The organism is Rheinheimera lutimaris, assembly GCF_013283795.1.
Classification (GTDB): domain Bacteria; phylum Pseudomonadota; class Gammaproteobacteria; order Enterobacterales; family Alteromonadaceae; genus Alishewanella; species Alishewanella lutimaris.
Genome location: NZ_JABSOD010000012.1, coordinates 87,775 through 108,599 on the forward strand (window position 1 = coordinate 87,775; position 20,825 = coordinate 108,599).

Below are 20,825 nucleotides of genomic sequence, written 5' to 3' on the forward strand. Positions count from 1 at the left end.
TAGCGGCAACGTAAAAGGAGAGCATGTGAACCCGGAGTTCTGGCAGGAAAAATGGCAAAAAAGAGAAATAGCCTTTCATCAGGCCGCGGCCAACCCATTACTGGTAAGCTGGTTTAACCAACTGGCCATCGAACCCGGTGCCACGGTTTTTTTACCGCTATGTGGTAAAAGCCTCGATATACATTGGCTACTGGCGCAAGGGCATCAGGTTATTGGCGCCGAGTTAAGCGAAATGGCGGTGCAAGAGCTGTTTGCTGAACTGGGGTTAACGCCTGTTGTTAGCAGTGCGGGTACCTTGCAGCATTATCATGCCGACAAGTTGCAGGTGTTTGTCGGCGATATTTTTCAGTTATCAAAACACACCCTCGGCCCGGTTGCCGCCATATACGACCGCGCCGCGCTGGTAGCCTTGCCCAACGCTATGCGACAGCGTTATGCACAGCACCTTGTAACTATCAGCGAAAATGCGCCGCAACTGGTTATTTGCTTTGAGTACGATCAAACGCAACTGCCTGGCCCGCCGTTTTCTGTTGATAGCGCTGAGATGCATACACTCTACAGCAAGGTTTATAGCCTTAACTGTCTGGAAAAGCTCGACGTGCCCGGTGGGTTAAAACGAAAGTGCCAGGCCAGCGAGAGTGGTTGGCTGTTAACACCAATAGAGTCAGAGTAAAACTAAATTAGGCTGAGGTATCAGGGTTAATTTTTATCTGGCCTTAATATTTCATACGAATAATACATGCTTAGTTTTTGTTTCAACTTTTTCACCGTCTATTGTCACTAACTGCAGGATGTCTAATGCTATATGGTGTAAGAGAGTTAAGTAGAAATATGCGCATAACTGACTTAAGTAAAAAATTTAACTAAATTGGTTGAAAAAGATCTTCTGCGAGACTATTATTCGATTCGTGACCATACGGATTGAGGTCGCCTACGACAAGAAAAGCAGCGGTTGTAGCTGCAAACATGAGTTCCTTGTTTCATAAATCGGAGAAATGGTAATGGCACTTACAGAGTTTGGTAAAGAAGTAAGAAAAGCCAGAATTGATACAGATCAAACCCTAATGACAATGGCTGCAGCATTACGCACGACGCCCGCGTTCCTGAGCGCTATGGAGACAGGAAGCAAAAAAATTGCTCAAAAATGGGTCGATGCAATCTATTCATTTTTTGCAGAAAAAGGTTTGGACTTGGCTAACTTACAAGAATTAGCTAACGCAGCTAACGACATAGTTCCGGTTGAAGGTTTAACCCATCAGCAAAAAATGCTGGTAGCAGGCTTTGCTAAATCACAGTGGACTCCAGAACAGCTTAAGCAGTTTGCTAATTTACTGGAACACATTAATAAACAAGAAGGAAATAGCACGAATGTATCAACTAAGAGGTCAGCGCGTAGCTGCAATCCCTGAAGAGGTTATTAGAACCAATGCTATTGGCTTCTGTAGTTTCTTAAATTTTAAACCTAAAAAAAGTCGTAAAAAACGATACGACCAAAATTTAGAAGAGTTAAGTATTTACGGTATTACCCTAAATACAGTTGCTGATGATGAGTGGAATGAAATGACTTACGGCTCAATATCCGGTCATTTCGATCCTACAACCCGTACCATTAGCATTCCAGAATCTATATATTTTGATGCATGCGCAGGCGATCGAACTGCACTTTTCGTAGTGATGCACGAAATTGGGCATCTGATACTCGGTCACCAAGCAGCGCTGCACTACTCAAAAACTCCACCAACATATGCCGAAGATACTGAATGGCAAGCAGATGCTTTTGCTGAATACGCATTGGAGTTTTTAGGGTATGAAACGAAACAGTTAGCTTTTGAATTTTATTAAAAAGCCCTGACGAATCAGGGCTTAGGGCGGCTGATGTTGACGCATCAACCGGTGTGTATGGAGGTAACCCAACCACTACACTTTCGTAACAAGCGACGTAAGTTTAGCGGTTCTCCGGGCAATTCGCAAATGTTTGTGGGTTTAAGCATTGCGTACAACAACAGGAGAATCCCCATGAAGACTGGAACATGTCGTAAATGTGGTAACGCTTGTGAGATAACCTTTGCTGCATATATAAAGGTTGGCGGCAAAATCCGCTATCCTAAAAAGGCTAAGGTTTTTGTTATTCCTCATTGCAAATGTCAAAAACGTTAATTAACGTTGTGCTACTAAGTCATAATAAAAGCCGCCTTTAAGGCGGTTTTTTATCAGATGCCTTGCAAACTTTAACATCAGGCATATTACAAAAATTTATGTACAGTAAGGATAATTTAGTGCTTATTTGGTAAGCCTAAGCTTAGATATTTCCGTATTTTCGCCTTCAACTTCCGCACAGAAAAAAAACCGGCATCCAACGCGCTAAGTAACAGGTCGTGCTGTTCATCAGTTGCTTGTTTCAACTTGGTGTTACTTTGGCTCAGCTGTTTGAGTTGCGAGTTTTGCGTTGCAATCTTTGCATTGAGGTCTGCAATCTGTTGGACTTGCTGCTGAATAACAGCTAATTTATCTTTCACAATCTCGTTAGCTTTGTCCCGTAAACCGTTAAACTTTTCATTCAGCGATGTAATTTCTTGGTCTTTCCTAGCAAGACATTGCTGCAGATACTCTACTGACTGTGGATCAACATAAATCATGCCGCGTAATTCCTGTGTAAAGCGTTTAACAAGATAATCTACATGCTGGTTGTACTGATCTTCGTCGTCTTCATGCTCCTCTTCATTAAATTCAAACTTTGAGTGCGTCCTTATTTGTACTACAGGGATACCGAGCGTTTCCAGTCCCTCAATTTTCTCAAGATGTAGCGAGTTGGAACGACAGACTTCAATACCCATGCGGCCATTCCACTTCAAACAATATTCATGCTCAGAAGTGAACTCAATATAAACATCTAGTCGGAATTTTCTACCGTTCAGCAAGATGGTTTTTTCTAACTCTGCTTTGGTTATTTCGATGTCAAAAGATAGTTTTCGGTGACTAAATACCAGCTTTGTTCTCTTAAGCCTGCTTATGGCATCTTTGTATGCCATATGTGTCATAGACTCTCCACCATCGCCACCCTTATTGTCGTTTTCGATCTGCCCCGCTAAATACTTAAAGAAGTGAGTATTGCGGTTCAATCTTTTGTTGTAAGTATGCGAGGGTGTCATCCTCAATTTGTTTTCTTCAAGCCGGTGCGTGCTATAGTATTTAGCGACATTCCATTGACCAGGTGCTTGCTGTTCTTTTTTGCGTACTTTCCAAATGCTGACGCGTTCGTACTCTCCGTTATCATTTATAAAATCAGCAAATTTCTTCGATTTGGCCATTGTTTAAACATCTCATAAGCTGAAAAAGGGTATATGGGCGTTAGCTACGAACTTACTGAGAATCAATAGGGTCACCCATTAGCCTCTCGGAGTCAACAGCGTAGCCAAACCCGCGCGCACGGTTAAGTGCGCGTATCTTTTCATCCCTGCAAACCTATAACTGTCGCACTTGGTGGTTGCGATGTATCGAAATCAGTAGGGTCAGTGACATTGATTTTAAAACGGAAGCTTTTGGCGAAGCCAGGTTCTCAGTGTTTTATTCGCTATTTAGACAATACCGTAATGGATGCCCAGTTACTGTCGTTTCTGACCAGGTAAACAGTGCGATCTGCCAGGCAAAAGCGTAATGCTTTACCGTTGCTGGCGACTTGCATATTTTTGTCAAACGGAGTTATTGCCACTATAGTGCCGTCAAACAATACATCCGCAATGTCATAGTCGGTAAAGCTACCATCCGGCTGATATTGGCTAACAAATTGCCGCAAGTCGCCAAAGCTGTGACCGCTATCAATTTTGCTGACAACAATGCTTTCAATGTCTTTATCGCAATCGGCGTAGATAACAGAAGCGCCACCAAACATTACTTCGTTGCTTGTACACAAGGCTGTCGGATCAGGGGTAGCAAACTTGTTTTCAGTAATATCAAAGGCAGCAACAGTTATGCTGTAAAGCATTGTCGCTAATAGCAAAAACATCTTCATAAACTACCTACCTTTTTGAGTCTGGCAACCATATTGGCTTCCGGGGTGTTATTTAATGTTGCAGTCATTGATAAATGGGGTCAGATAAAAATTAAATAGCTGAAATTCGGACTTATTTTTTGTCTGCGCCCCAATTATCCTTAGTTTTTATCGCGAGTGGGAGTGCTCTGGCTTAATCCACTGTAAAGCTGTTAATCATCGCCAAAAACTCTTGTTCCAACGCGAAGCTTTCTGCCACCGGCATAGTGTTATTTATGCCCAGCTGAAACTGATAATGCATACCGCTGCTGTTTAGCTGAAAGGTGCGCAGTAGTTGCCCTTTCGGGCTGCTGCTTAAGCGCAACATAGCGGGGACGGCTTTGTGCTGCAGCATAACGGCAGTTGCGTCTGTTTGGTTATGCTGTGCAATATCCCGCTGCGATATGGCTTTGCACTCTGGGCACTGCGCCTTAGTGATAATTAAGGTGGCATTGTCACGCGAGTATCGCCATTCGCTGCTTTGATTCAGCGCCTCGTACCTGCTGAACTCCGGCTCTCCCCAGGTTGATGCTACTGACAGGTTAATAGTGTCTGCCGCCAGTACTTTAGCTGCAAAAGGCGTAAATAGTAGCGATACCGCCAGCATGGCAAAACCAATACGTGATGCAATAGATGTCATAACGGCCTCTTATTCAAATCGATAGTGACATTGATCTTTTATTCGGATACCAGCCTGGTCACACTGCAACTTGCACTGGATAAGCCGGCCGGCCTGATTTAGCATAGCTGCCAGCTTCAGTGACTACCATACGGATGACACGTTGAAAAAATTACTATGGATATTGTTGCTCTGCCTGCCTTCACTGCAGGCGGCGCAAACGCCGCACCAGCATGATTATACCGGCAGCCACGGCATGGTACTTTTTGCTGCTAATGACAGCCTGCTGGTATCACATTTACCGCTGTACCGACCGCCACACGACTACCAACTGGTGTATGAAGTGACGCTACCAGCCGATATTCAGCATGCTGTGCTGGCCGCGCTACAGCAGAACAAATTGCTGACATTATTACCGGCCGATTTTGATTTGCGCCGGCTGATTAATGCCAGCGTATTTACCGTTAATGCCGACATTTACCGGGGCCATTTTGAACGTGGCGGCGAGCGCTGGTTAAGTGGTATTGCCGTGACATTTAGCCGTCAGCTATACCAACGCCGGCTGCCAGATGTAAATAAGCTTGCTGACAATGGCAGCTATGCAGCATTTAGCCACCATGGCCAAATGTTTTTGCTGCATCAGATTGGTGCGGCGCCGGGCTACGATCATATTCTTAAGGTATCTGCGTTACCGCCGGTTCTGCAGTTTAGCCAAAGCACGCCAGAGCAGATACCTGGCTTGATTCAGCAACAAGGCATAAAGGTACAACAACTGTATCTGGAAACTCAGGATTTTCAGCCCTGAGTTATTGGCGCTGATGGGACGAAGGCCATTCGATCTGCTGTAGCGCTGTGGCATCTGAATCCCGCCGCTATTTATTGCAAGTAATATTGTTTGTTGCAGCAACATAAATTGCTACAAGATAACGAATATGGGCTCGTAGCTACGACCTTACTGTGCTGTTTCTTCTGTTAAACGCTTTTGCAGCCGCTGCTTTACTGCCTGTGAATAAAGCACACAACCGTTGGCATCGGTTAAACCCTCGCTGCTTTGTAGCCGCGTGCGCATATCACTGGCCGACGGGTGGGGTGTAAGCAGAATTTGGCACTCAAGCTCCGCCAGTTTATCCAACCCGGCGCGGTAGGCTTTTAAGTAACTAAGATGCTGGCTGAAGCGATAACTGTCGCTGCTAACCGGCGATAAACTGTCGGCATACACCAACACCTGACACTGCTGCGCTTCACAACTGGTCCACTGCCAGCTTAATGCGCCAGGGGTATGCCCGGGCGTTGCCACCGGCATCAGGCTTAGCTGGCCCAGGGTAACTGCCTGGCCTTCTCTAACCAAACCATCCACCCTGGCGGCCGGAAATGGCTGGTGCATGCCGGCTTGCGGATCGGCGGCATCTACCACGCCGCTGCTTAACACCGGCGCTGCTGCAGCTGATGCCAAAAGCTTTGCGCCGCTGAGTTGTTGCAGCTTTGCTAAACCGGCAACATGATCAAAGTGCTCATGGCTTTGCAGCAGCAGTTTGACATCGCGCAGTGAAAAGCCAAGCGTGCGGATATTGGTGGCGATGACCTCTGCACCGGCTGTCGTGGCGCCATCGATCAGAATATGGCCGTTAGCACCGGTGATCAGAATGGCGCTGATGCCACAGGTACCCACATAGTAAGTGTTGCCATAAATTTGATACGGCGGCCCGGCTTTGTCCCACTTATCCCAGTCGGTACAGTTGTTAACCCAGTCGCTAACCGGTGGGGCGGGCGGTGTTAGCGTTGCTGTGCTGCAACCTGCCAGTACGGCAGCAAAACTTAATGTAGCGCACAATAAAAAATGGTGAAAACCTTTAGCCAGGGGCATAACCAGCGCCTTACAGTTTGGCGGGATATTGCAAAGACTCCGCCGTGGAAATTTAATGCGCCAAACATTAACGGGCTTTAATCCGCTTTGCAACCACCGGCAGGTGCGGGGAACAGAAGTTAGCTAAAACAAAATTAAATAGCTGATAAACTTCAGTTTAATATTAGCTGCCGTAGTTATTTGTAATCAGCGGACAAGTTCATGAGTAGGAGTGTTATGCGGTATCTGATGATAATTGTGTTTGTGTTGGCGTTACAGCCGCTGGTTGCTGTGCCACTGCTTAAGCATCACGCCGTAGATTTTATCGGTTGCCAGTGGCAGGTGGGCGAGAGTTACAGTATGCACGCTGATGAGGTGGGTAACCTGTATTTTGCCGATGTAAGCGGCTATCAGCAGATAGAGTTTATGCAATTACCTTATAGCCCTGGTGGCGAAGACACAAATACAGAGTTTATGCAGGTAAAAAAGCTAAAGGTGATAAGCAAAGATAACCGTGAGATGCGCTTTTATCAGCTGACAGAGCAAATACCGGAGCGGACAGACTCGCCGGTTATTACCTTTTTCGCCGTGGCCGAAGCCGCTGCCGGCCATGTGCTGTTTTTTAATGTACCCGACAGCGAAATTAGCCGGGTGTCTGCCGGCTGTTTTTAACCGGCAACAACAGGCGGGTGTTATTGCTGTGCTATATCCTATACTCTTGCCCGTTGCCGGCTATTTACAGCCGGTGCTTTACTAACACAGCATCAGGCCGCGCCATTTACGTCTTACCAGCTGCATTGCTACGGCTATTTTCTTGCTGAAACCGGCTTTGTTACTACACTTTTATTTTAAATAAAAGATGCTAAGTGATGATAAAAGCGTTAACTGCATTATTGCTGGTGGCCTGCTGCCAGCTTATGGCTGCCGGCAAGCCTGAACTGTTATTGGCGCAAGTGTATAACGACACTGTTGATGTGCGGCAGTATTGGGTAAGTGAAAAACTCGATGGCGTGCGGGCTTACTGGGACGGTAAACAGCTGATTTCACGCGGCGGCAATGTTATAGCGGCACCAAACTGGTTTGTGGCCGGGTTCCCGGCACAGGCATTAGATGGCGAGCTGTGGTTGGGCCGCAACCAGTTTGCTGCTACGCTAAGCGTGGTCAGTAAACAGCAGCCGGTTGACAGTGAATGGCAGCAGATCCGTTATTACATTTTCGAACTACCGCAAGCTGAGGGCAACTTTACTGCTCGCGTTAATGCTATGCAAACTTTGGTTCAGCAGCAAAACAGCCGTTATCTAACCTTTGTACCGCAGTTTCGGGTTGCTGATAATGCCGCATTGCAGGCCAGGCTTAGCGAGCTGGAACAGGCGGGCGCTGAAGGCCTGATGTTGCATCATCAGGATGCACACTATAAAACCGGCAGAAGCGCGGATTTGCTGAAGCTGAAAAGCTATCAGGACAGCGAAGCCGAGGTTATCGGCTACCGGCCGGGTAAGGGTAAATATCAGGGCATGGTGGGGGCGCTGGTGGTAAAAACGCCGGACGGTAAAACCTTTGCCATTGGCAGTGGCTTAACCGACGAATTGCGCCAAACGCCGCCGCCGCTTGGTGCCGTGGTAACGTACCGCTATAACGGTCTGACCCAACACGGCTTACCGCGTTTTGCGCGCTTTTTACGGCAGCGACAAGCGTTTTAGCCAGGCTGCAGCCGGGCTTAAAGCATGAATGCAGGTATGGGGTAACAGAGGAGCCGGATACTATGAGTAATTATAAACGACTCACCGCGGCAGTGGCGCTGCTGTTAAGCTTAAGCGCAACAGGCGCTGACAGTGGTGCAGCCGATAGCACCGCAGCAAATAATGCTGTTGTAAATAGCTCAGCGCCGGCTGGCTATCGTCATGCCGGCGAGCCCATCGGCACGGTACGGCAGATTTACGACGGTAAACTGTACCCCGATATCCAGGTAAACACCTTTCGCAATATTGACCGCTTGTTTCCTACCCGTACCGTGGCAAAAGGCAAAGCTGTCAGCCAGTTGCCGCTAAGCAAGCAACCATTGCAGGATTTTTCTTATAGCGTTGATGGCCAAAGCTATGATTTGTACGACGTGCTGTCGATGAACCGTGTCAGCGGGCTGCTGATTATTCAAAACGGCGAAATTGTGTTTGAAAAGTACCTGCTGGGCAATACCCCCGATACGCGCTGGATGTCGATGTCGGTGGTTAAATCGATCACCGCTACGTTAATTGGTGCTGCGATACAGGATGGCTTTATCCGCAGTATTGACGACCCGATAGTTACCTACCTGCCGCGTTTTAACGGCACCGCCTATGATGGCGTTACGGTAAAACACCTATTGCAAATGAGCTCGGGCGTAGCCTGGAATGAAACCTACACCGACCCGGCGTCAGACCGGCGGCGCATGTTAGAGGCGCAGTTAAGCCAACAGCCTGATGCGGTGCTAAACCTGATGGCGTCATTACCGCGCGCGGCAGCACCCGGCACAGTGTGGAACTACAGTACCGGTGAAACCCAGGTGGCGGGCGCTTTAGTGCGGGCGGCTACCGGCAAACCGGTGGCGCAGTATCTGTCAGAAAAAATCTGGTCAAAGCTGGGTATGCAGGCTGATGCCAACTGGTGGCTACAATCCGCTGATGGCCTGGAAGTGGGCGGCAGCGGCTTGTCGGCTACCTTGCGCGATTATGCCCGTTTAGGTTTGTTTTGGTTAAATGACGGTGTGATTAAAACCGCAGCCCATAGCGAAAGAGTGTTGCCAAAGGGCTGGATGCAGGCGGCCGGCAGCCGGCAGCTTATTGGCGGTAAAACTGTCGATTACGGCTATATGCTGTGGCCGCTGCACGGTAACAGTTATGCGGCCGAGGGCATTTTTGGCCAGTATCTGTTTGTCGACCCGGACAAGCAGTTGGTGGTGGCGATGTGGAGCGCCCAGTCTAAGCCACTGCATCGCGCCGGGCTGGATGAATACAGTTTCCTTAAAGCACTTTCTGATTTTTTTCCCTGAGCCTTGCTTTACCTGGCCATTAACGGCGCTTGAAGTGCCGGACATTTTTTGCCAAAATGCCGGCGTTTTTACCTGCCTTTGAAGTGAGGACGACCTCACCGCTCTATGTCATACGGGGACGGCCCCAATTGAGATGGGGTGTGTTTATGTACTGGTTACTGTTAATTATTGCCGGCGTGCTGGAAGCGGGTTGGCTTATCGGCATTGAGAAGTCTGAAGCATTCAGCAAAATTCCTTACGTTGTCTTCGCGGTGGCCTGCATGAGCGCCAGCCTGCTGCTGTTTGGCGTGTCGCTAAAGCAGATCCCGGCGCCGATGGCCTATTTGGTATGGCTGGCGGTGGGAGTGTTGTCTATTACGCTGATAAAGTACGCGTTTTTTGGTTATAGCATCAGTGCTAAACAGCTGTTGTGTTTTGCCCTTATTCTGGCCGGGGTCGCCGGGCTTAAGCTGTCGGGCTAGGCAGCGCGACAGCAAAAAGCCCTGCACCGTCTACGGAGCCAGCGCCTGCGGTACGGTGGGTTTAAACAGCAGGGCTTTAATTTTGGCAAACGGCGTAAGTACCAGTGCATTACCGGCAAGTACCAAAGCGAAGCCGGCAAAGGTGTAGCCGGTCCAGACAAAGTCTTCAAACAGCGTGCTTAGCACTACGGCGACCAGTGGAAACAGCACTATGGTGTAGCTGGCTTTTTCCGGCCCCATGCCTTTTAACAGCGCAAAGTAGGTGGCAAAAGCGATAACTGAGCCAAATACGGCTAAATACAGCAACGAAATTATAAACGCCGGCGCGGTGCTGAAGGTAAAGGGCGTGCCGCTGATTAGCACCAATAGCAACAGGCCGACGGCGCCATACAGCATACCCCAGGCATTGACCTGAGTAATAGGTAAGCCGGCGCGTGAGTTACGTACGCTGGCCATATTGCCCAGCGAGGCGCTAAGGGCGCTACCCAGCACCAGCACTAAGCCAATTAAACTGGCGTTGGTAAAGTCGAGGCCGTCTAAATCGGGGTAAAACAGTACCACGATGCCGGCAATACCCATTAAGGCGCCGAAATAAATGCGCTTGGCCACCGGTTTGCCGAAAAACAGCCGCGTGTTGACAATATTCATCAGTAACATAGTGGTAAAGGCAATGGCGGTCATCGCCGAGGTTAAATACTGCTGCGCCTGATAAATCAAAATGTAATTCAGCGCAAAGTTAAACAGCGCCAGCAGCGCAATAAAGCCATGATCTTTAGCACTAAAGCGCATCGGCAGGCGGCGCCATACACAATACAGCCACATCAGCACAGCCGACAGCGCAAAACGGTAAGCCAGTGATACTTCTACCGCCACTTCACCCAGCTGAAACTCAATAGCGAACCAGGTTGAGCCCCAGATTAAAACCGTAACCAGATAAAGCAGAATGTTTTGCATAAAAGGCGCCACTGCAGCGGTAACAGAGGCGCATATGATACGGCTTTTTCCGGCCGCTGGCAGTGGCCGGCGTAATAATATTTTTTACGTTACAGAAACATGCCGCCGGAAGCTTCAATACGCTGAGCATTGACCCAGCCAGCTTGCTCTGACAGCAGCAGCGCCACCATACCACCGATATCATCGGCCTGCCCGACGCGGCCAAGTGCGGTCTGGCTGGCGAGGTACTGATTTACGCTGTCGTTGTCGCGCACAGTGCCGCCGCCAAAGTCGGTGGCGATGGCACCAGGGGCCAATACGTTAACCCGAATACCACGTGGCCCCAGCTCTTTTGCCCAGTAGCGGGTCAGAGTTTCCACGGCTGCTTTCATTGCGGCGTAGGCACCATAGCCCGGCACCGCAAAGCGGGTTAGCCCGGTGGACACATTTAAAATACGGCCTTGATCCGCTAGTAATGGCAACAGCTGTTGTGTCAGGAAAAACGGACCCTTTAAATGCACCTGCATCAGCTGATCAAACTGTTGCTCAGTGGTGTCTGTGAAAGGGGCATTAATGCCAATGCCGGCATTATTCAGCAGGTAATTAAACTGCGTGCGGCCCCAATGCTGTTGTAACTGTTGCCGCACGGCACCGGCAAAAGCGTTAAAGCTGCTGCTGTCGGCGACGTTCAACGGCAGTGCCACCGCTTTTCTGCCCAGCCATTCAATTTCGGCAACAACCGCCTGAGCTGCCGCCGCGTTCTGTTGGTAGGTAAAAATAATGTCGGTGCCACGGCTTGCAAGCTGCAGAGCCGCATTTTTGCCCAAGCCGCGGCTGCCGCCGGTGATCAGTGCTATTGAGGTTGTCGTCATGTTTTACTCCGGTGTGATGGTAGACAGCTACAGTGTATTGATTGCTTTTGATGCGATAAACATGCTAAAAATGGTAGAACTGTTTTGTATGAGTGGACAATTTGATGCAGGACAAACTACAGGCGCTGCAAATTTTTATTCGCGTGGCGCAACTTGGTAGTTTTACTAAAGCCGGTGCCAGTCTTGGTTTATCAAAAACCCATGTATCTAACGTGGTGGCGCAGCTGGAGCAGCATTTGGGCTGTCGTTTATTGCACCGCACCACGCGCAGCGTGCGCCTGACACAGGATGGCCAGCTGTGCTTTGACCGCAGCCAACTGTTGCTGGAGGAGTATCAGGAGCTGGAAAACTTATTTCAGTTACAGGCGGCGCAGGTTAGCGGAGTGTTGCGGCTGGATATGTCTACCGGCATGGCGCGTTATGTGCTGATGCCGGGTCTGACGGCGTTTTTACAGCAATATCCGAATATTCAGCTGGAGTTGAGTAGTACTGATCGTAAAGTGGATGTGGTGGCAGAAGGCTTTGATTGTGTTATTCGTGTCGGTAGTGTCGACGATGACGGCCTGGTGGCGCGCCGGCTGGCAGAGTTGCCGATGCGTAATTTGGCCAGCCCGGCTTATATCGAACGTTATGGCATGCCGCACACGTTGGCAGATTTAAGCCAGCATCGGTTGGTGCACTACGTAAGTGTACTTGGGCAACAAAACAGTGTGTTTGAATACACGGAGCACGGCCAGCATAAAACCCTGGCGATGCAGGGAGTGGTAACGGTAAACAATGCCGACGCCTATAATTCCGCCTGCTTAGCCGGGCTGGGTATTATACAGGCACCGGTTATAGGCTCGGTAGCGCATCTGGACAGCGGCGCTTTGCTGGATATTCTGCCGCAGTATCGTTGTGCACCGATGCCTGTTTGGTTGTTGTACCCGCACCGACGCCATCTCAGCCGCAGGCTGCAGCTGTTTATGCAATGGTTTGAACAGCAACTACAGCAATATTTACAGGAATGTCAGTAAGTTGCCGGGGTTTACAACGTCTGGCGAAAACGCGCCACGTCGGCTTTCGGTGGCGCGCCAAATAAGCGGCTGTATTCGCGGCTAAACTGCGACGGGCTTTCATAACCAACCTTGTAGCTGGCGGTGGCAGCTTCCAACCCTTCGTACAACATAATACGCCGTGCCTCGTTTAGCCGCAGTTGCTTTTGAAACTGCAGCGGCGACATCGACGTTACCGCTTTAAACGCCTGAAACAACGCTGACTCACTTAGATGCGCTACGTCAGCCAATTCTTTGATACGCAGCGGCTGGTTAAAACGTTGACGCAGTGTATCAATTACTTTGCCGATACGGCTGGCCTGGCTGTCAAGCAGGGTAAACTCGCGTAAATGGCTGCCGGCAGGCCCTAACAGCAAACGGTACAGCAGCTCGCGCTTTAATAATGGATGCAATACTGCGATATCCTGCGGCCGTTCCAACAAGGCAAAAATACGCTGAAATACTGACAGCAGATCAAGGTCGGCGTCGCCGATACTGATGCCACGGGCAGGTGCCGGTTGGCGCGGTACTTTATCACCTAAATCAATTACCAGCTCGGTCAGTTCACGTAAATCCAGACTGATACTGACACCCAGATAAGGCTCGTTACTGCTGGCCCTGATAATTTTACCGCTAACCGGCAGCATCACCGGTACCAGCAGATACTGCAGCGGATTGTACTGCAGCATTTCTTCGCCAAGTAATATTTGTTTGTTGCCCTGCAGTAACAGGCAAAGTGTTGGCTCATAAAGTGTGGGCGTGGCAGATGTTGGTGCATTGCTGCGATAGAGTTTCAGCCCGGGTATACAACTTTCGTTGACGCCGGTGCTGGTTAACTTAGCAAGCAGCGGCTGCAGCATTTGCCGGCGCAAGAGTTCACGTTCGTCAGTCATAGCGGCTTCTCCACGGTATTGATAAACGCAGTATAAGCAGCCGTCAGGGCTTTGCCTATTACTGCAGTGCCGCTTTGCAGGAATAGGCAATAACAATGGAGTTTAAGGCAGGCAGCACCGGCCTAGCCGGCGCGCGGAAAGGCCTGCAACGTCATTTCGGCAACCTGGCGCAGTTGCTCTGAGGTTGCGCCGTTATTGGCCTGAATGGCCATACCCTGCAGCACAGTGCCTAAATAGCGGGCTAAGGTTTCGGCATCGGCGCTGGCGGGTAAGTCGCCGTCAAGTTTGGCTTGCTCGAAGCGGGCACGCAGTTTTTGTTCGCCTTCAACGCGGCGATTAAGCAAAGCTTCTTTTACGGTAGCGGCCGCTTCGCTGCACGACAGCGCGCCTTGTACCACTACACAACCCTGCGGGTGAGCCTGATCCGCCATATTCATTGCCGCGCCGTGCAGCATATGTTCGGCCACCTGATAAGCGGTGGGTTTTTCCAGTGCCGGCAGAAAAAACGAGCACGGCCGGCTTTCGTATAGTTCTATCGCTTTTAAAAATAACTGTTCTTTGTTACCAAAGGCGGCATATAAACTGGGTTTATTTATACCCATGGCTTCAGTTAGATCGGACAGCGAGGTGCCGTCATAACCCTTACGCCAAAACACTTCCAGCGCTTTTTCCAGCGCGGTGTCGATATCGAAAGCGCGCGGCCGGCCTACATTCACAGTGCTACTTACTGCTGACATTGTTCAGCTCCTGCTTTTAAACTTGTTTATATAGTAAACAGCAAAAGACCCCTTGTCCAGTAAGGGTTATTTACCGACTAGTACAAATATCTTGCCACTGACATCAGCTCAGACCCTAACTGCTGGTTATGGTTCAGTAAAGCGCTGGTTAATCGTCCGCTTAAGAGTTTCAGGCAAGAATACGCCGGTATCCGGCATTAAAGCCGCAAGCCTGGCCCGGTACAATGCTGACATAGCCTGACAGTAGCCTCTGTTAGCTTAGTGAGGTCATCTGGCCTGGTGAAGTCGTCGGCACTGCAATAGTGCTGTTTCAGCCTTAGAACAAATTCTTCTGTCGTAGAATTAAAATATTTTACCGCTCGGTACAAAAATCGGTTGACAGTTTTTTGCCGTCCTATATATTTACCGGGCGGTACAGAATAAACAAGTTTTTTTAGTAATTTTTAGCAGCTTTGAGCAAAAACGTGGAGAACAGTGTCATGAGCAGGAAAAACACAGTAAGAACTTTTATGTTGGCAAGCGTTGCTGCGATGGTACTGGCCGCTTGCGGCAATCCGGAAGCGGCGGGGCAGGCGCAAGCACCGGCAGCTCCTGTGGTAAGCGTGGCGCAGGTTGTTCATGAACGTATTACCGAGTGGGACGAATTTACCGGCCGCTTACAAGCGCCGCAAACGGTAAATTTGATGCCCCGCGTGTCCGGCTATATTGAGCAGGTGCACTTTAGCGAAGGCGCCCTGGTGCAAAAGGGCGATTTATTAGTACAAATTGACCCGCGGCCCTTTGCTGCCGATGTGGCCAGATTAAAAGCCGAGCTGCAAAGTGCACAAAGTGCCGCCGTGCAGGCCGGTAACGACTATAGCCGCGCAGAAAAACTCAGCAGCCAACGCGCTATTTCAGCCGAATTACTGGACAGCCGTTTAGCCCGTAAACAGCAAACGGCGGCCACTGTTGCTTCGGTGCAAGCCGCTCTGCAACGCGCCGAGCTGGATTTAAGCTACACCCGTATCAGCGCGCCAATCAGCGGCCGTGTGTCGTATGCTCAGGTAACGGCAGGTAACTATGTTACTGCCGGCCAAAGCCAGTTAACCAGCCTGGTATCGACCGACAAAATGTACGCTTATTTTGATGTTGATGAGCAAAGCTACCTGAAATATGCACGCCTGAACGAAGCCGGTAAGCGGGCTGACACCCGTGATGCCAGTGCGAACCCGGTTTATATGGCACTGGCTGACGACAGCAGCTACAGCAATGTCGGCCATGTTGACTTTGTTGACAACCGCATTGATGCACAAACCGGCACTATCCGTATCCGCGCCAGTTTTGCCAATGATGACAACAGCTTGCTGCCGGGTTTGTTTGCCCGGATCCGGCTGGTGGGCAGCGACAGTTACGACGGTGTTTTAATTGACGAAAAAGCGGTTGGCACTGATTTGAACAATAAGTTTGTATTGGTGGTAAATGCCGATAATCAGCTGGAATACCGCGCCATCACCTTAGGTGAAAAGGTAAATGGCTTGCGCATTGTCAGTAACGGCCTGGCGGCGACAGACAAAATTGTTGTCAATGGCCTGCAGCGCGTGCGGCCGAATATGCAGATTGAGCCAAAACTGGTTGAGATGGCCAGCAATGAACAACTGGTGAAGCTGCGCAATGAACAGCAATTACTGGACAAAACCAGTACAGCACTGACCGCCAATGCAGACAGTACAGCTGTAACAGTTAATGCCGGCAAAACGCCGGGACGGGGTTAAGGAAACATTATGTTGTCACAATTTTTTATTCGCCGGCCTATTTTCGCCGCTGTGATCTCACTGTTGTTTTTTATTACCGGTGCGATAGCAGTATGGCAACTGCCGATCACTGAATATCCGGAAGTGGTGCCGCCTACTGTAGTGGTAACAGCCAACTACCCGGGCGCTAACCCTAAGGTTATTGCCGAAACGGTAGCATCGCCGCTGGAGCAGGAAATTAACGGCGTGGAAGACATGTTGTATATGTCTTCTCAGGCTACCTCGGATGGCCGTATGACGTTAACCGTTACTTTTGCTATCGGTACTGACGTTGATTTAGCGCAAACCCAGGTGCAGGCGCGGGTAGACCGTGCCATGCCACGGCTACCGCAGGAAGTGCAGCGTTTGGGCGTAGTCACTGAGAAGTCTTCGCCGGATCTAACCATGGTGGTGCACTTAACCTCGCCGGACCAGCGTTATGACATGCTGTATTTGTCTAACTATGCTGCGTTGAACGTAAAGGACGAGCTGGCGCGGATAGAAGGTGTGGGCGCGGTACGGCTGTTTGGTGCCGGCGACTACAGTATGCGCATCTGGCTGGACCCGAACAAAGTGGCCGCGCTGGGTTTATCACCGGCTCAGATCACTGCGGCTATTCGTGAGCAAAACCAACAAGCCGCCGCCGGTAGTTTAGGTGCGCAGCCCAGTGGTGATGCTGAATTTCAGCTGCTAATCAATGTTAAAGGCCGTTTAGCGGCAGTAGAAGAGTTTGAAGATATTATTATCAAGGTGGGCAGCAATGGCGAAATAAGCCGGCTGAAAGATGTTGCCCGCGTTGAGCTGGGTGCCTCTACCTATGCGCTGCGCTCGTTGTTAAACAACAAAGAAGCGGTAGCCATTCCTATTTTTCAGGCGTCGGGCTCTAACGCCATTCAAATCTCTGACAATGTACGCGCTAAAATGGCCGAACTGGCGAAAAGCTTCCCTGAAGGTTTGGCTTACGACATTGTGTATGACCCGACAGTGTTTGTGCGTGGTTCCATTGAAGCGGTAGTAAAAACCCTGCTTGAAGCGGTATTGCTGGTGGTATTAGTGGTGGTGCTGTTTTTACAAACCTGGCGCGCTTCTATTATTCCGTTGGTGGCGGTGCCGGTATCTCTGGTAGGTACCTTTGCCTTTATGCAGTTGCTGGGTTTCTCGCTGAACGCTTTATCGCTGTTTGGCCTGGTACTGGCTATCGGTATCGTAGTGGATGACGCTATAGTAGTAGTAGAAAACGTAGAGCGTAATATCAGCGAAGGTTTGTCACCAATTGCCGCCACACAAAAAGCCATGAAAGAAGTGACCGGCCCTATTGTCGCCACCACTTTGGTGCTGGCCGCAGTATTTATTCCTACTGCCTTTATGTCGGGCTTAACCGGGCAGTTTTATAAGCAGTTTGCCTTAACCATTACCATTTCTACCTTTATCTCGGCTATTAACTCGTTAACGTTAAGCCCGGCGCTGTCGGCGTTGCTGCTAAAAGGCCATGGCGAGAAAAAAGATGCCTTAACCCGTGGTATGGATAAGCTGTTTGGCGGCTGGTTATTCGGCCCCTTTAACCGCTTTTTTGCCCGTTTATCCAATGGTTACGGCTGGTTGGTGAAAAAGGTGATCCGCTATGGTGTGATTGTCGGTGTAATGTATGTGGCCTTAGTCGGCTTAACCGGCCTGCAGTTTGCCAACACGCCTACCGGCTATGTGCCTGGCCAGGATAAACAGTATCTGGTGGCGTTTGCCCAGTTACCTGATGCTGCGTCACTGGAGCGCACCGAAGCGGTAATTAAAGAAATGTCGCGCATTGCGCTGGATTACCCCGGTGTGGCTAACTCGATTGCTTTTCCGGGCCTGAGCATTAACGGTTTTACCAACAGCCCTAACTCCGGCATTGTGTTTGTCGGCCTGGATGAGTTCGAAAAACGCGGTTCTGCAGAGCTGTCGGGTAATGCTATTGCCGCGGCGCTAAATCAGCAGTTTGCCGGTATTGAAGATGCCTTTATTGCCATTTTCCCGCCGCCACCGGTGATGGGTTTAGGTACTATTGGTGGCTTCCGCCTGCAAATACAGGACCGCGGCAACCACGGCTATGACGAGCTGTACAAGGTGACTATGCAGGTGATGATGAAAGCCTGGCAAACGCCGGAACTGGCGGGCATTTTCTCCAGTTACCAGGTGAATGTGCCACAGCTGGATCTGGATATCGACCGCACCAAAGCCAAGCAGCAGGGCGTAGACATGGCAGAAGTATTCCAAACGCTGCAGGCTTATATGGGCTCGGTGTATGTGAATGACTTTAACCAGTTTGGCCGTACCTATCAGGTTAATATGCAGGCCGACGAACAGTTCCGCCAAACGCCGGAGCAAATTGGCCAGTTAAAAGTACGTAATGGCGCAGGCAACATGATCCCGTTGGGTTCGTTTATTAATGTTACTGATACGGCCGGGCCAGACCGCGTAATGCACTATAACGGCTTTACCACCGCTGAAATTAACGGTGGCCCGGCACCGGGTTACAGCACCGGTGAAGCCCAGGCCGCGATTGAGAAAATTCTGGCTGAAACCTTGCCCAATGGCATGACGTATGAGTGGACAGAGCTGACTTACCAGCAAATTCTGGCCGGTAACGCCGGGTTGTTTATCTACCCGCTGGTTATTCTGCTGGTGTTTATGGTGCTGGCCGCACAGTACGAAAGCTTAAGCTTACCGCTGGCGATAATACTGATTATTCCGATGACGCTGTTATCGGCGCTGAGTGGCGTGCTGATTTACGGTGGTGACAATAATATCTTCACCCAGATTGGCCTGATAGTGCTGGTGGGGCTGGCAACGAAGAACGCCATTTTAATTGTCGAATTTGCCAAAGAGTTGCAAGACCATGGCATGAGCGCGATGGAAGCCATACTGGAAGCCGGCCGCTTACGGTTACGGCCAATCCTGATGACGTCTATCGCCTTTATTATGGGGGTAGTGCCGATGGTATTCTCCTCAGGAGCCGGTGCCGAAATGCGCCAGGCGATGGGGGTAGCGGTATTTGCCGGTATGATAGGCGTAACCATCTTCGGCTTAATTTTAACGCCACTGTTTTACTACATGCTGGCAAAGCGTGGTGAGCGTAAAGCAGTAACTGATGAGCACGATACTGACGCGAAAGGAGCACATCATGCGTAAATTTCTATACCATTCTGCGCTGGCGTTATTGGTAGCGGCGTCATTAAGTGCTTGCGCCGTCGGGCCGGATTATCAAACCCCGGCCAGGGTGGCGGATATCAGCTTTAGCAGCCCGTACCAACAGGCAGAGCAGGCACAAAGCTGGTGGCAGGCGTTTGACGATGCCACGCTAAATCAGCTGATAAGCCGTGCACTGCAGGAAAACCGCACTCTGGCGCAGGCCCGCGCCAATGTCGACCGGGCCTGGGCAGTGTTTCGCGACGCCAACAACGACTTGTTACCCAAGGGTACGGTAGACGCCGGCTATCAGGCCAGCGAAAACGGCACAGTGTCGTCGCTGGATGACGGTGTAATCAACCGGGGTTACAGCGGCGGTGCCAATTTAAGCTGGGATATCGATCTGTTCGGCAAAATCCGCCGTGCCACAGAGGCAGCAGAGGCGCAGGCGCAGCAAGCCGATATTTTATGGCACGATGCGCAGGTGCAGCTAATCAGCCAGGTTGCCACCAGTTATGGTGAGTACCGTGGTGCTCAGCTGCGTTTAGTGGTGGCAGAGCAAAACCTGCAAAACCTGCAGCAAAGCCGCGCTATAGTGTTGGCAAGGTTAGAGGCCGGTATGGCATCAGAGCTTGAGCTGGCGCAGATAGACGTGCAGTTGCATCAGGTACAGGCAGCAGTGCCGGCTTACCGGGTGGCGCTGTTAACCGCCGATGCTACGTTATCAGCCTTGCTGGCGCAGCGGCCGGGCACGTTAAAACTGGGTGCTGTGCCGCATTTGCCGGAGCTTAAGCAGCCGGTAGCAGTGGTAGCGGGAGAAAACTACCTGCGTTACCGCGCCGATGTGGCAAGTTCAGAGCGGGTATTAGCTGCCCGCACCGCACAAATTGGTGTAGCCACGGCGGATTTATATCCGAATCTGTCGGTACGCGGCTTTTTAGGCTTTATCTCCGGCCCGGGCTTAACGGTGGGCGGCGAGACGCAAAGCTGGTCGGTAGCACCAACGTTAAGCTGGCAGGCGGCAGATTTAGGCTCGGTTAAAGCGCGTATCCGCCAGGCCGAGGCCAGCAGCCAAATGGCGCTGGCGCAGTTTGAGCAGCAGGTGTTTAACGCCATCAACGAGATGCAGTTATCGCTTAACAGCTATAACTTAAGCCGCGAGCAGCAGCTAAGCACCGAACTGCAATGGCAAGCCAGTAACAAAGCGGTGCAAATTGCCCGCCAGCGTTACAACGCAGGCTCAGGTGAGTTTTTAGACTTACTCGACGCCGAGCGCGAACTGCTGCGCAGCCGTGATCAGTTAGCGCAACTGCAACAGCAAAGCTTTACCCGTTTGGTCGGCATCTACCGCAGCTTTGGTGGCGGTATACAGTTGATTTAGTGTGTTTTGAATGAGAAAGCCGGGCATGCCCTAATGCCGGTCAGTTAAGCTGACCGGCATTTTTCT

General features: G+C 50.4%; 20 protein-coding genes. 12 read left to right on the forward strand and 8 right to left on the reverse strand.

Features of this window, described 5'->3' with window-relative positions; translation table 11 throughout:
- Positions 1-25 precede the first annotated feature (25 nt).
- The 3 genes from tmpT (at position 26) to HRH59_RS12865 (ending at position 1,842) form a co-directional block, all read left to right on the forward strand.
- Positions 26-673: a thiopurine S-methyltransferase gene (tmpT, locus tag HRH59_RS12855; RefSeq protein ID WP_173501674.1), complete on the forward strand. Its 648-nt coding sequence runs from the start codon at positions 26-28 to the stop codon at positions 671-673.
- A 328-nt stretch (positions 674-1,001) separates the two neighbouring features.
- The gene (locus HRH59_RS12860; RefSeq protein WP_173501675.1) at positions 1,002-1,409 is read left to right on the forward strand and encodes a helix-turn-helix domain-containing protein; all 408 of its coding nucleotides are present in this window, start codon (positions 1,002-1,004) and stop codon (positions 1,407-1,409) included.
- Positions 1,369-1,842: an ImmA/IrrE family metallo-endopeptidase gene (locus tag HRH59_RS12865; protein ID WP_173501676.1), complete on the forward strand. Its 474-nt coding sequence runs from the start codon at positions 1,369-1,371 to the stop codon at positions 1,840-1,842. The genes HRH59_RS12860 and HRH59_RS12865 overlap by 41 nt, the downstream gene beginning before the upstream one ends.
- A gap of 431 nt (positions 1,843-2,273) precedes the next feature.
- Here the strand turns inward: HRH59_RS12865 and HRH59_RS12870 are convergent, their stop codons facing one another.
- The 3 genes from HRH59_RS12870 to HRH59_RS12880 all read right to left on the reverse strand — a co-directional run bounded on the left by HRH59_RS12870 (position 2,274) and on the right by HRH59_RS12880 (position 4,667).
- The gene (locus HRH59_RS12870; protein WP_173501677.1) at positions 2,274-3,308 is read right to left on the reverse strand and encodes a hypothetical protein; all 1,035 of its coding nucleotides are present in this window, start codon (positions 3,306-3,308) and stop codon (positions 2,274-2,276) included.
- A gap of 263 nt (positions 3,309-3,571) precedes the next feature.
- Positions 3,572-4,009, reverse strand: coding sequence for a hypothetical protein (locus tag HRH59_RS12875; RefSeq protein WP_173501678.1), 438 nt, complete (start codon positions 4,007-4,009; stop codon positions 3,572-3,574).
- 172 nt (positions 4,010-4,181) lie between these two features.
- On the reverse strand, positions 4,182-4,667 hold the full coding sequence (locus tag HRH59_RS12880; protein WP_173501679.1) for a hypothetical protein: 486 nt from the start codon (positions 4,665-4,667) through the stop codon (positions 4,182-4,184).
- A 142-nt stretch (positions 4,668-4,809) separates the two neighbouring features.
- On the opposite strand from HRH59_RS12880, the gene HRH59_RS12885 reads away from it, so the two are divergent.
- Complete coding sequence (locus tag HRH59_RS12885; RefSeq protein ID WP_173501680.1) at positions 4,810-5,451, forward strand: hypothetical protein; 642 nt, start codon at positions 4,810-4,812, stop codon at positions 5,449-5,451.
- A 147-nt stretch (positions 5,452-5,598) separates the two neighbouring features.
- Here HRH59_RS12885 and bla read toward each other — a convergent pair whose 3' ends face one another.
- Positions 5,599-6,510 carry a subclass B3 metallo-beta-lactamase gene (bla, locus tag HRH59_RS12890; protein ID WP_173501681.1) on the reverse strand — a complete coding sequence of 304 codons (912 nt, stop codon included), beginning with the start codon at positions 6,508-6,510 and terminating at the stop codon, positions 5,599-5,601.
- 228 nt (positions 6,511-6,738) lie between these two features.
- Here bla and HRH59_RS12895 point away from each other — a divergent pair, with 228 nt between their 5' ends.
- The 4 genes from HRH59_RS12895 (at position 6,739) to HRH59_RS12910 (ending at position 9,975) form a co-directional block, all read left to right on the forward strand.
- Positions 6,739-7,161 carry a hypothetical protein gene (locus tag HRH59_RS12895; protein WP_173501682.1) on the forward strand — a complete coding sequence of 141 codons (423 nt, stop codon included), beginning with the start codon at positions 6,739-6,741 and terminating at the stop codon, positions 7,159-7,161.
- Positions 7,162-7,358: 197 nt separating this feature from the next.
- The gene (locus HRH59_RS12900; RefSeq protein WP_173501683.1) at positions 7,359-8,189 is read left to right on the forward strand and encodes a DNA ligase; all 831 of its coding nucleotides are present in this window, start codon (positions 7,359-7,361) and stop codon (positions 8,187-8,189) included.
- 62 nt (positions 8,190-8,251) lie between these two features.
- A complete protein-coding gene (locus tag HRH59_RS12905) occupies positions 8,252-9,514 on the forward strand; it encodes a serine hydrolase domain-containing protein (protein ID WP_173501684.1) in 1,263 nt (420 codons plus the stop codon).
- Between the two features lie 146 nt (positions 9,515-9,660).
- Complete coding sequence (locus HRH59_RS12910; RefSeq protein ID WP_173501685.1) at positions 9,661-9,975, forward strand: DMT family transporter; 315 nt, start codon at positions 9,661-9,663, stop codon at positions 9,973-9,975.
- Between the two features lie 30 nt (positions 9,976-10,005).
- Here the strand turns inward: HRH59_RS12910 and HRH59_RS12915 are convergent, their stop codons facing one another.
- Both HRH59_RS12915 and HRH59_RS12920 read right to left on the reverse strand, forming a co-directional pair.
- Positions 10,006-10,929 (reverse strand): DMT family transporter, encoded by a 924-nt coding sequence (locus HRH59_RS12915; RefSeq protein WP_173501686.1) that lies wholly within the window; start codon positions 10,927-10,929, stop codon positions 10,006-10,008.
- A gap of 89 nt (positions 10,930-11,018) precedes the next feature.
- A complete protein-coding gene (locus HRH59_RS12920; RefSeq protein WP_173501687.1) occupies positions 11,019-11,780 on the reverse strand; it encodes an SDR family NAD(P)-dependent oxidoreductase in 762 nt (253 codons plus the stop codon).
- A gap of 104 nt (positions 11,781-11,884) precedes the next feature.
- Between HRH59_RS12920 and HRH59_RS12925 the strand changes: the two genes are divergently transcribed.
- Entirely contained in the window at positions 11,885-12,796 is a 912-nt protein-coding gene (locus HRH59_RS12925; RefSeq protein WP_173501688.1) for a LysR family transcriptional regulator, read from the forward strand.
- Between the two features lie 11 nt (positions 12,797-12,807).
- Here the strand turns inward: HRH59_RS12925 and HRH59_RS12930 are convergent, their stop codons facing one another.
- A complete protein-coding gene (locus tag HRH59_RS12930; RefSeq protein ID WP_218573516.1) occupies positions 12,808-13,707 on the reverse strand; it encodes an AraC family transcriptional regulator in 900 nt (299 codons plus the stop codon).
- 122 nt (positions 13,708-13,829) lie between these two features.
- Positions 13,830-14,444, reverse strand: a complete 615-nt coding sequence (locus tag HRH59_RS12935; protein WP_173501689.1) for a TetR/AcrR family transcriptional regulator — start codon at positions 14,442-14,444, stop codon at positions 13,830-13,832.
- Positions 14,445-14,923: 479 nt separating this feature from the next.
- Here HRH59_RS12935 and HRH59_RS12940 point away from each other — a divergent pair, with 479 nt between their 5' ends.
- Genes HRH59_RS12940 through HRH59_RS12950 form a run of 3 tightly spaced genes read left to right on the forward strand, consistent with a single transcriptional unit; the run spans position 14,924 to position 20,759 of the window.
- Positions 14,924-16,195, forward strand: coding sequence for an efflux RND transporter periplasmic adaptor subunit (locus HRH59_RS12940; protein ID WP_173501690.1), 1,272 nt, complete (start codon positions 14,924-14,926; stop codon positions 16,193-16,195).
- Between the two features lie 6 nt (positions 16,196-16,201).
- The gene (locus tag HRH59_RS12945) at positions 16,202-19,381 is read left to right on the forward strand and encodes an efflux RND transporter permease subunit (protein WP_173501697.1); all 3,180 of its coding nucleotides are present in this window, start codon (positions 16,202-16,204) and stop codon (positions 19,379-19,381) included.
- The gene (locus HRH59_RS12950) at positions 19,374-20,759 is read left to right on the forward strand and encodes an efflux transporter outer membrane subunit (protein ID WP_173501691.1); all 1,386 of its coding nucleotides are present in this window, start codon (positions 19,374-19,376) and stop codon (positions 20,757-20,759) included. Before HRH59_RS12945 ends, HRH59_RS12950 begins: the two co-directional genes overlap by 8 nt.
- Positions 20,760-20,825 lie beyond the last annotated feature (66 nt).

What these genes read in the sequence shown, in the direction of transcription:
- HRH59_RS12860 (WP_173501675.1), top strand. Translation starts at nt 1,002, where the DNA reads ATGGCACTTACAGAGTTTGGTAAAGAAGTAAGAAAAGCCAGAATTGAT.
- HRH59_RS12865 (WP_173501676.1), top strand. Translation starts at nt 1,369, where the DNA reads ATGTATCAACTAAGAGGTCAGCGCGTAGCTGCAATCCCTGAAGAGGTT.
- HRH59_RS12870 (WP_173501677.1), bottom strand. Translation starts at nt 3,308, where the DNA reads ATGGCCAAATCGAAGAAATTTGCTGATTTTATAAATGATAACGGAGAG.
- HRH59_RS12875 (WP_173501678.1), bottom strand. Translation starts at nt 4,009, where the DNA reads ATGAAGATGTTTTTGCTATTAGCGACAATGCTTTACAGCATAACTGTT.
- HRH59_RS12880 (WP_173501679.1), bottom strand. Translation starts at nt 4,667, where the DNA reads ATGACATCTATTGCATCACGTATTGGTTTTGCCATGCTGGCGGTATCG.
- bla (WP_173501681.1), bottom strand. Translation starts at nt 6,510, where the DNA reads ATGCCCCTGGCTAAAGGTTTTCACCATTTTTTATTGTGCGCTACATTA.
- HRH59_RS12895 (WP_173501682.1), top strand. Translation starts at nt 6,739, where the DNA reads ATGATAATTGTGTTTGTGTTGGCGTTACAGCCGCTGGTTGCTGTGCCA.
- HRH59_RS12900 (WP_173501683.1), top strand. Translation starts at nt 7,359, where the DNA reads ATGATAAAAGCGTTAACTGCATTATTGCTGGTGGCCTGCTGCCAGCTT.
- HRH59_RS12905 (WP_173501684.1), top strand. Translation starts at nt 8,252, where the DNA reads ATGAGTAATTATAAACGACTCACCGCGGCAGTGGCGCTGCTGTTAAGC.
- HRH59_RS12910 (WP_173501685.1), top strand. Translation starts at nt 9,661, where the DNA reads ATGTACTGGTTACTGTTAATTATTGCCGGCGTGCTGGAAGCGGGTTGG.
- HRH59_RS12915 (WP_173501686.1), bottom strand. Translation starts at nt 10,929, where the DNA reads ATGCAAAACATTCTGCTTTATCTGGTTACGGTTTTAATCTGGGGCTCA.
- HRH59_RS12920 (WP_173501687.1), bottom strand. Translation starts at nt 11,780, where the DNA reads ATGACGACAACCTCAATAGCACTGATCACCGGCGGCAGCCGCGGCTTG.
- HRH59_RS12925 (WP_173501688.1), top strand. Translation starts at nt 11,885, where the DNA reads ATGCAGGACAAACTACAGGCGCTGCAAATTTTTATTCGCGTGGCGCAA.
- HRH59_RS12930 (WP_218573516.1), bottom strand. Translation starts at nt 13,707, where the DNA reads ATGACTGACGAACGTGAACTCTTGCGCCGGCAAATGCTGCAGCCGCTG.
- HRH59_RS12935 (WP_173501689.1), bottom strand. Translation starts at nt 14,444, where the DNA reads ATGTCAGCAGTAAGTAGCACTGTGAATGTAGGCCGGCCGCGCGCTTTC.
- HRH59_RS12940 (WP_173501690.1), top strand. Translation starts at nt 14,924, where the DNA reads ATGAGCAGGAAAAACACAGTAAGAACTTTTATGTTGGCAAGCGTTGCT.
- HRH59_RS12950 (WP_173501691.1), top strand. Translation starts at nt 19,374, where the DNA reads ATGCGTAAATTTCTATACCATTCTGCGCTGGCGTTATTGGTAGCGGCG.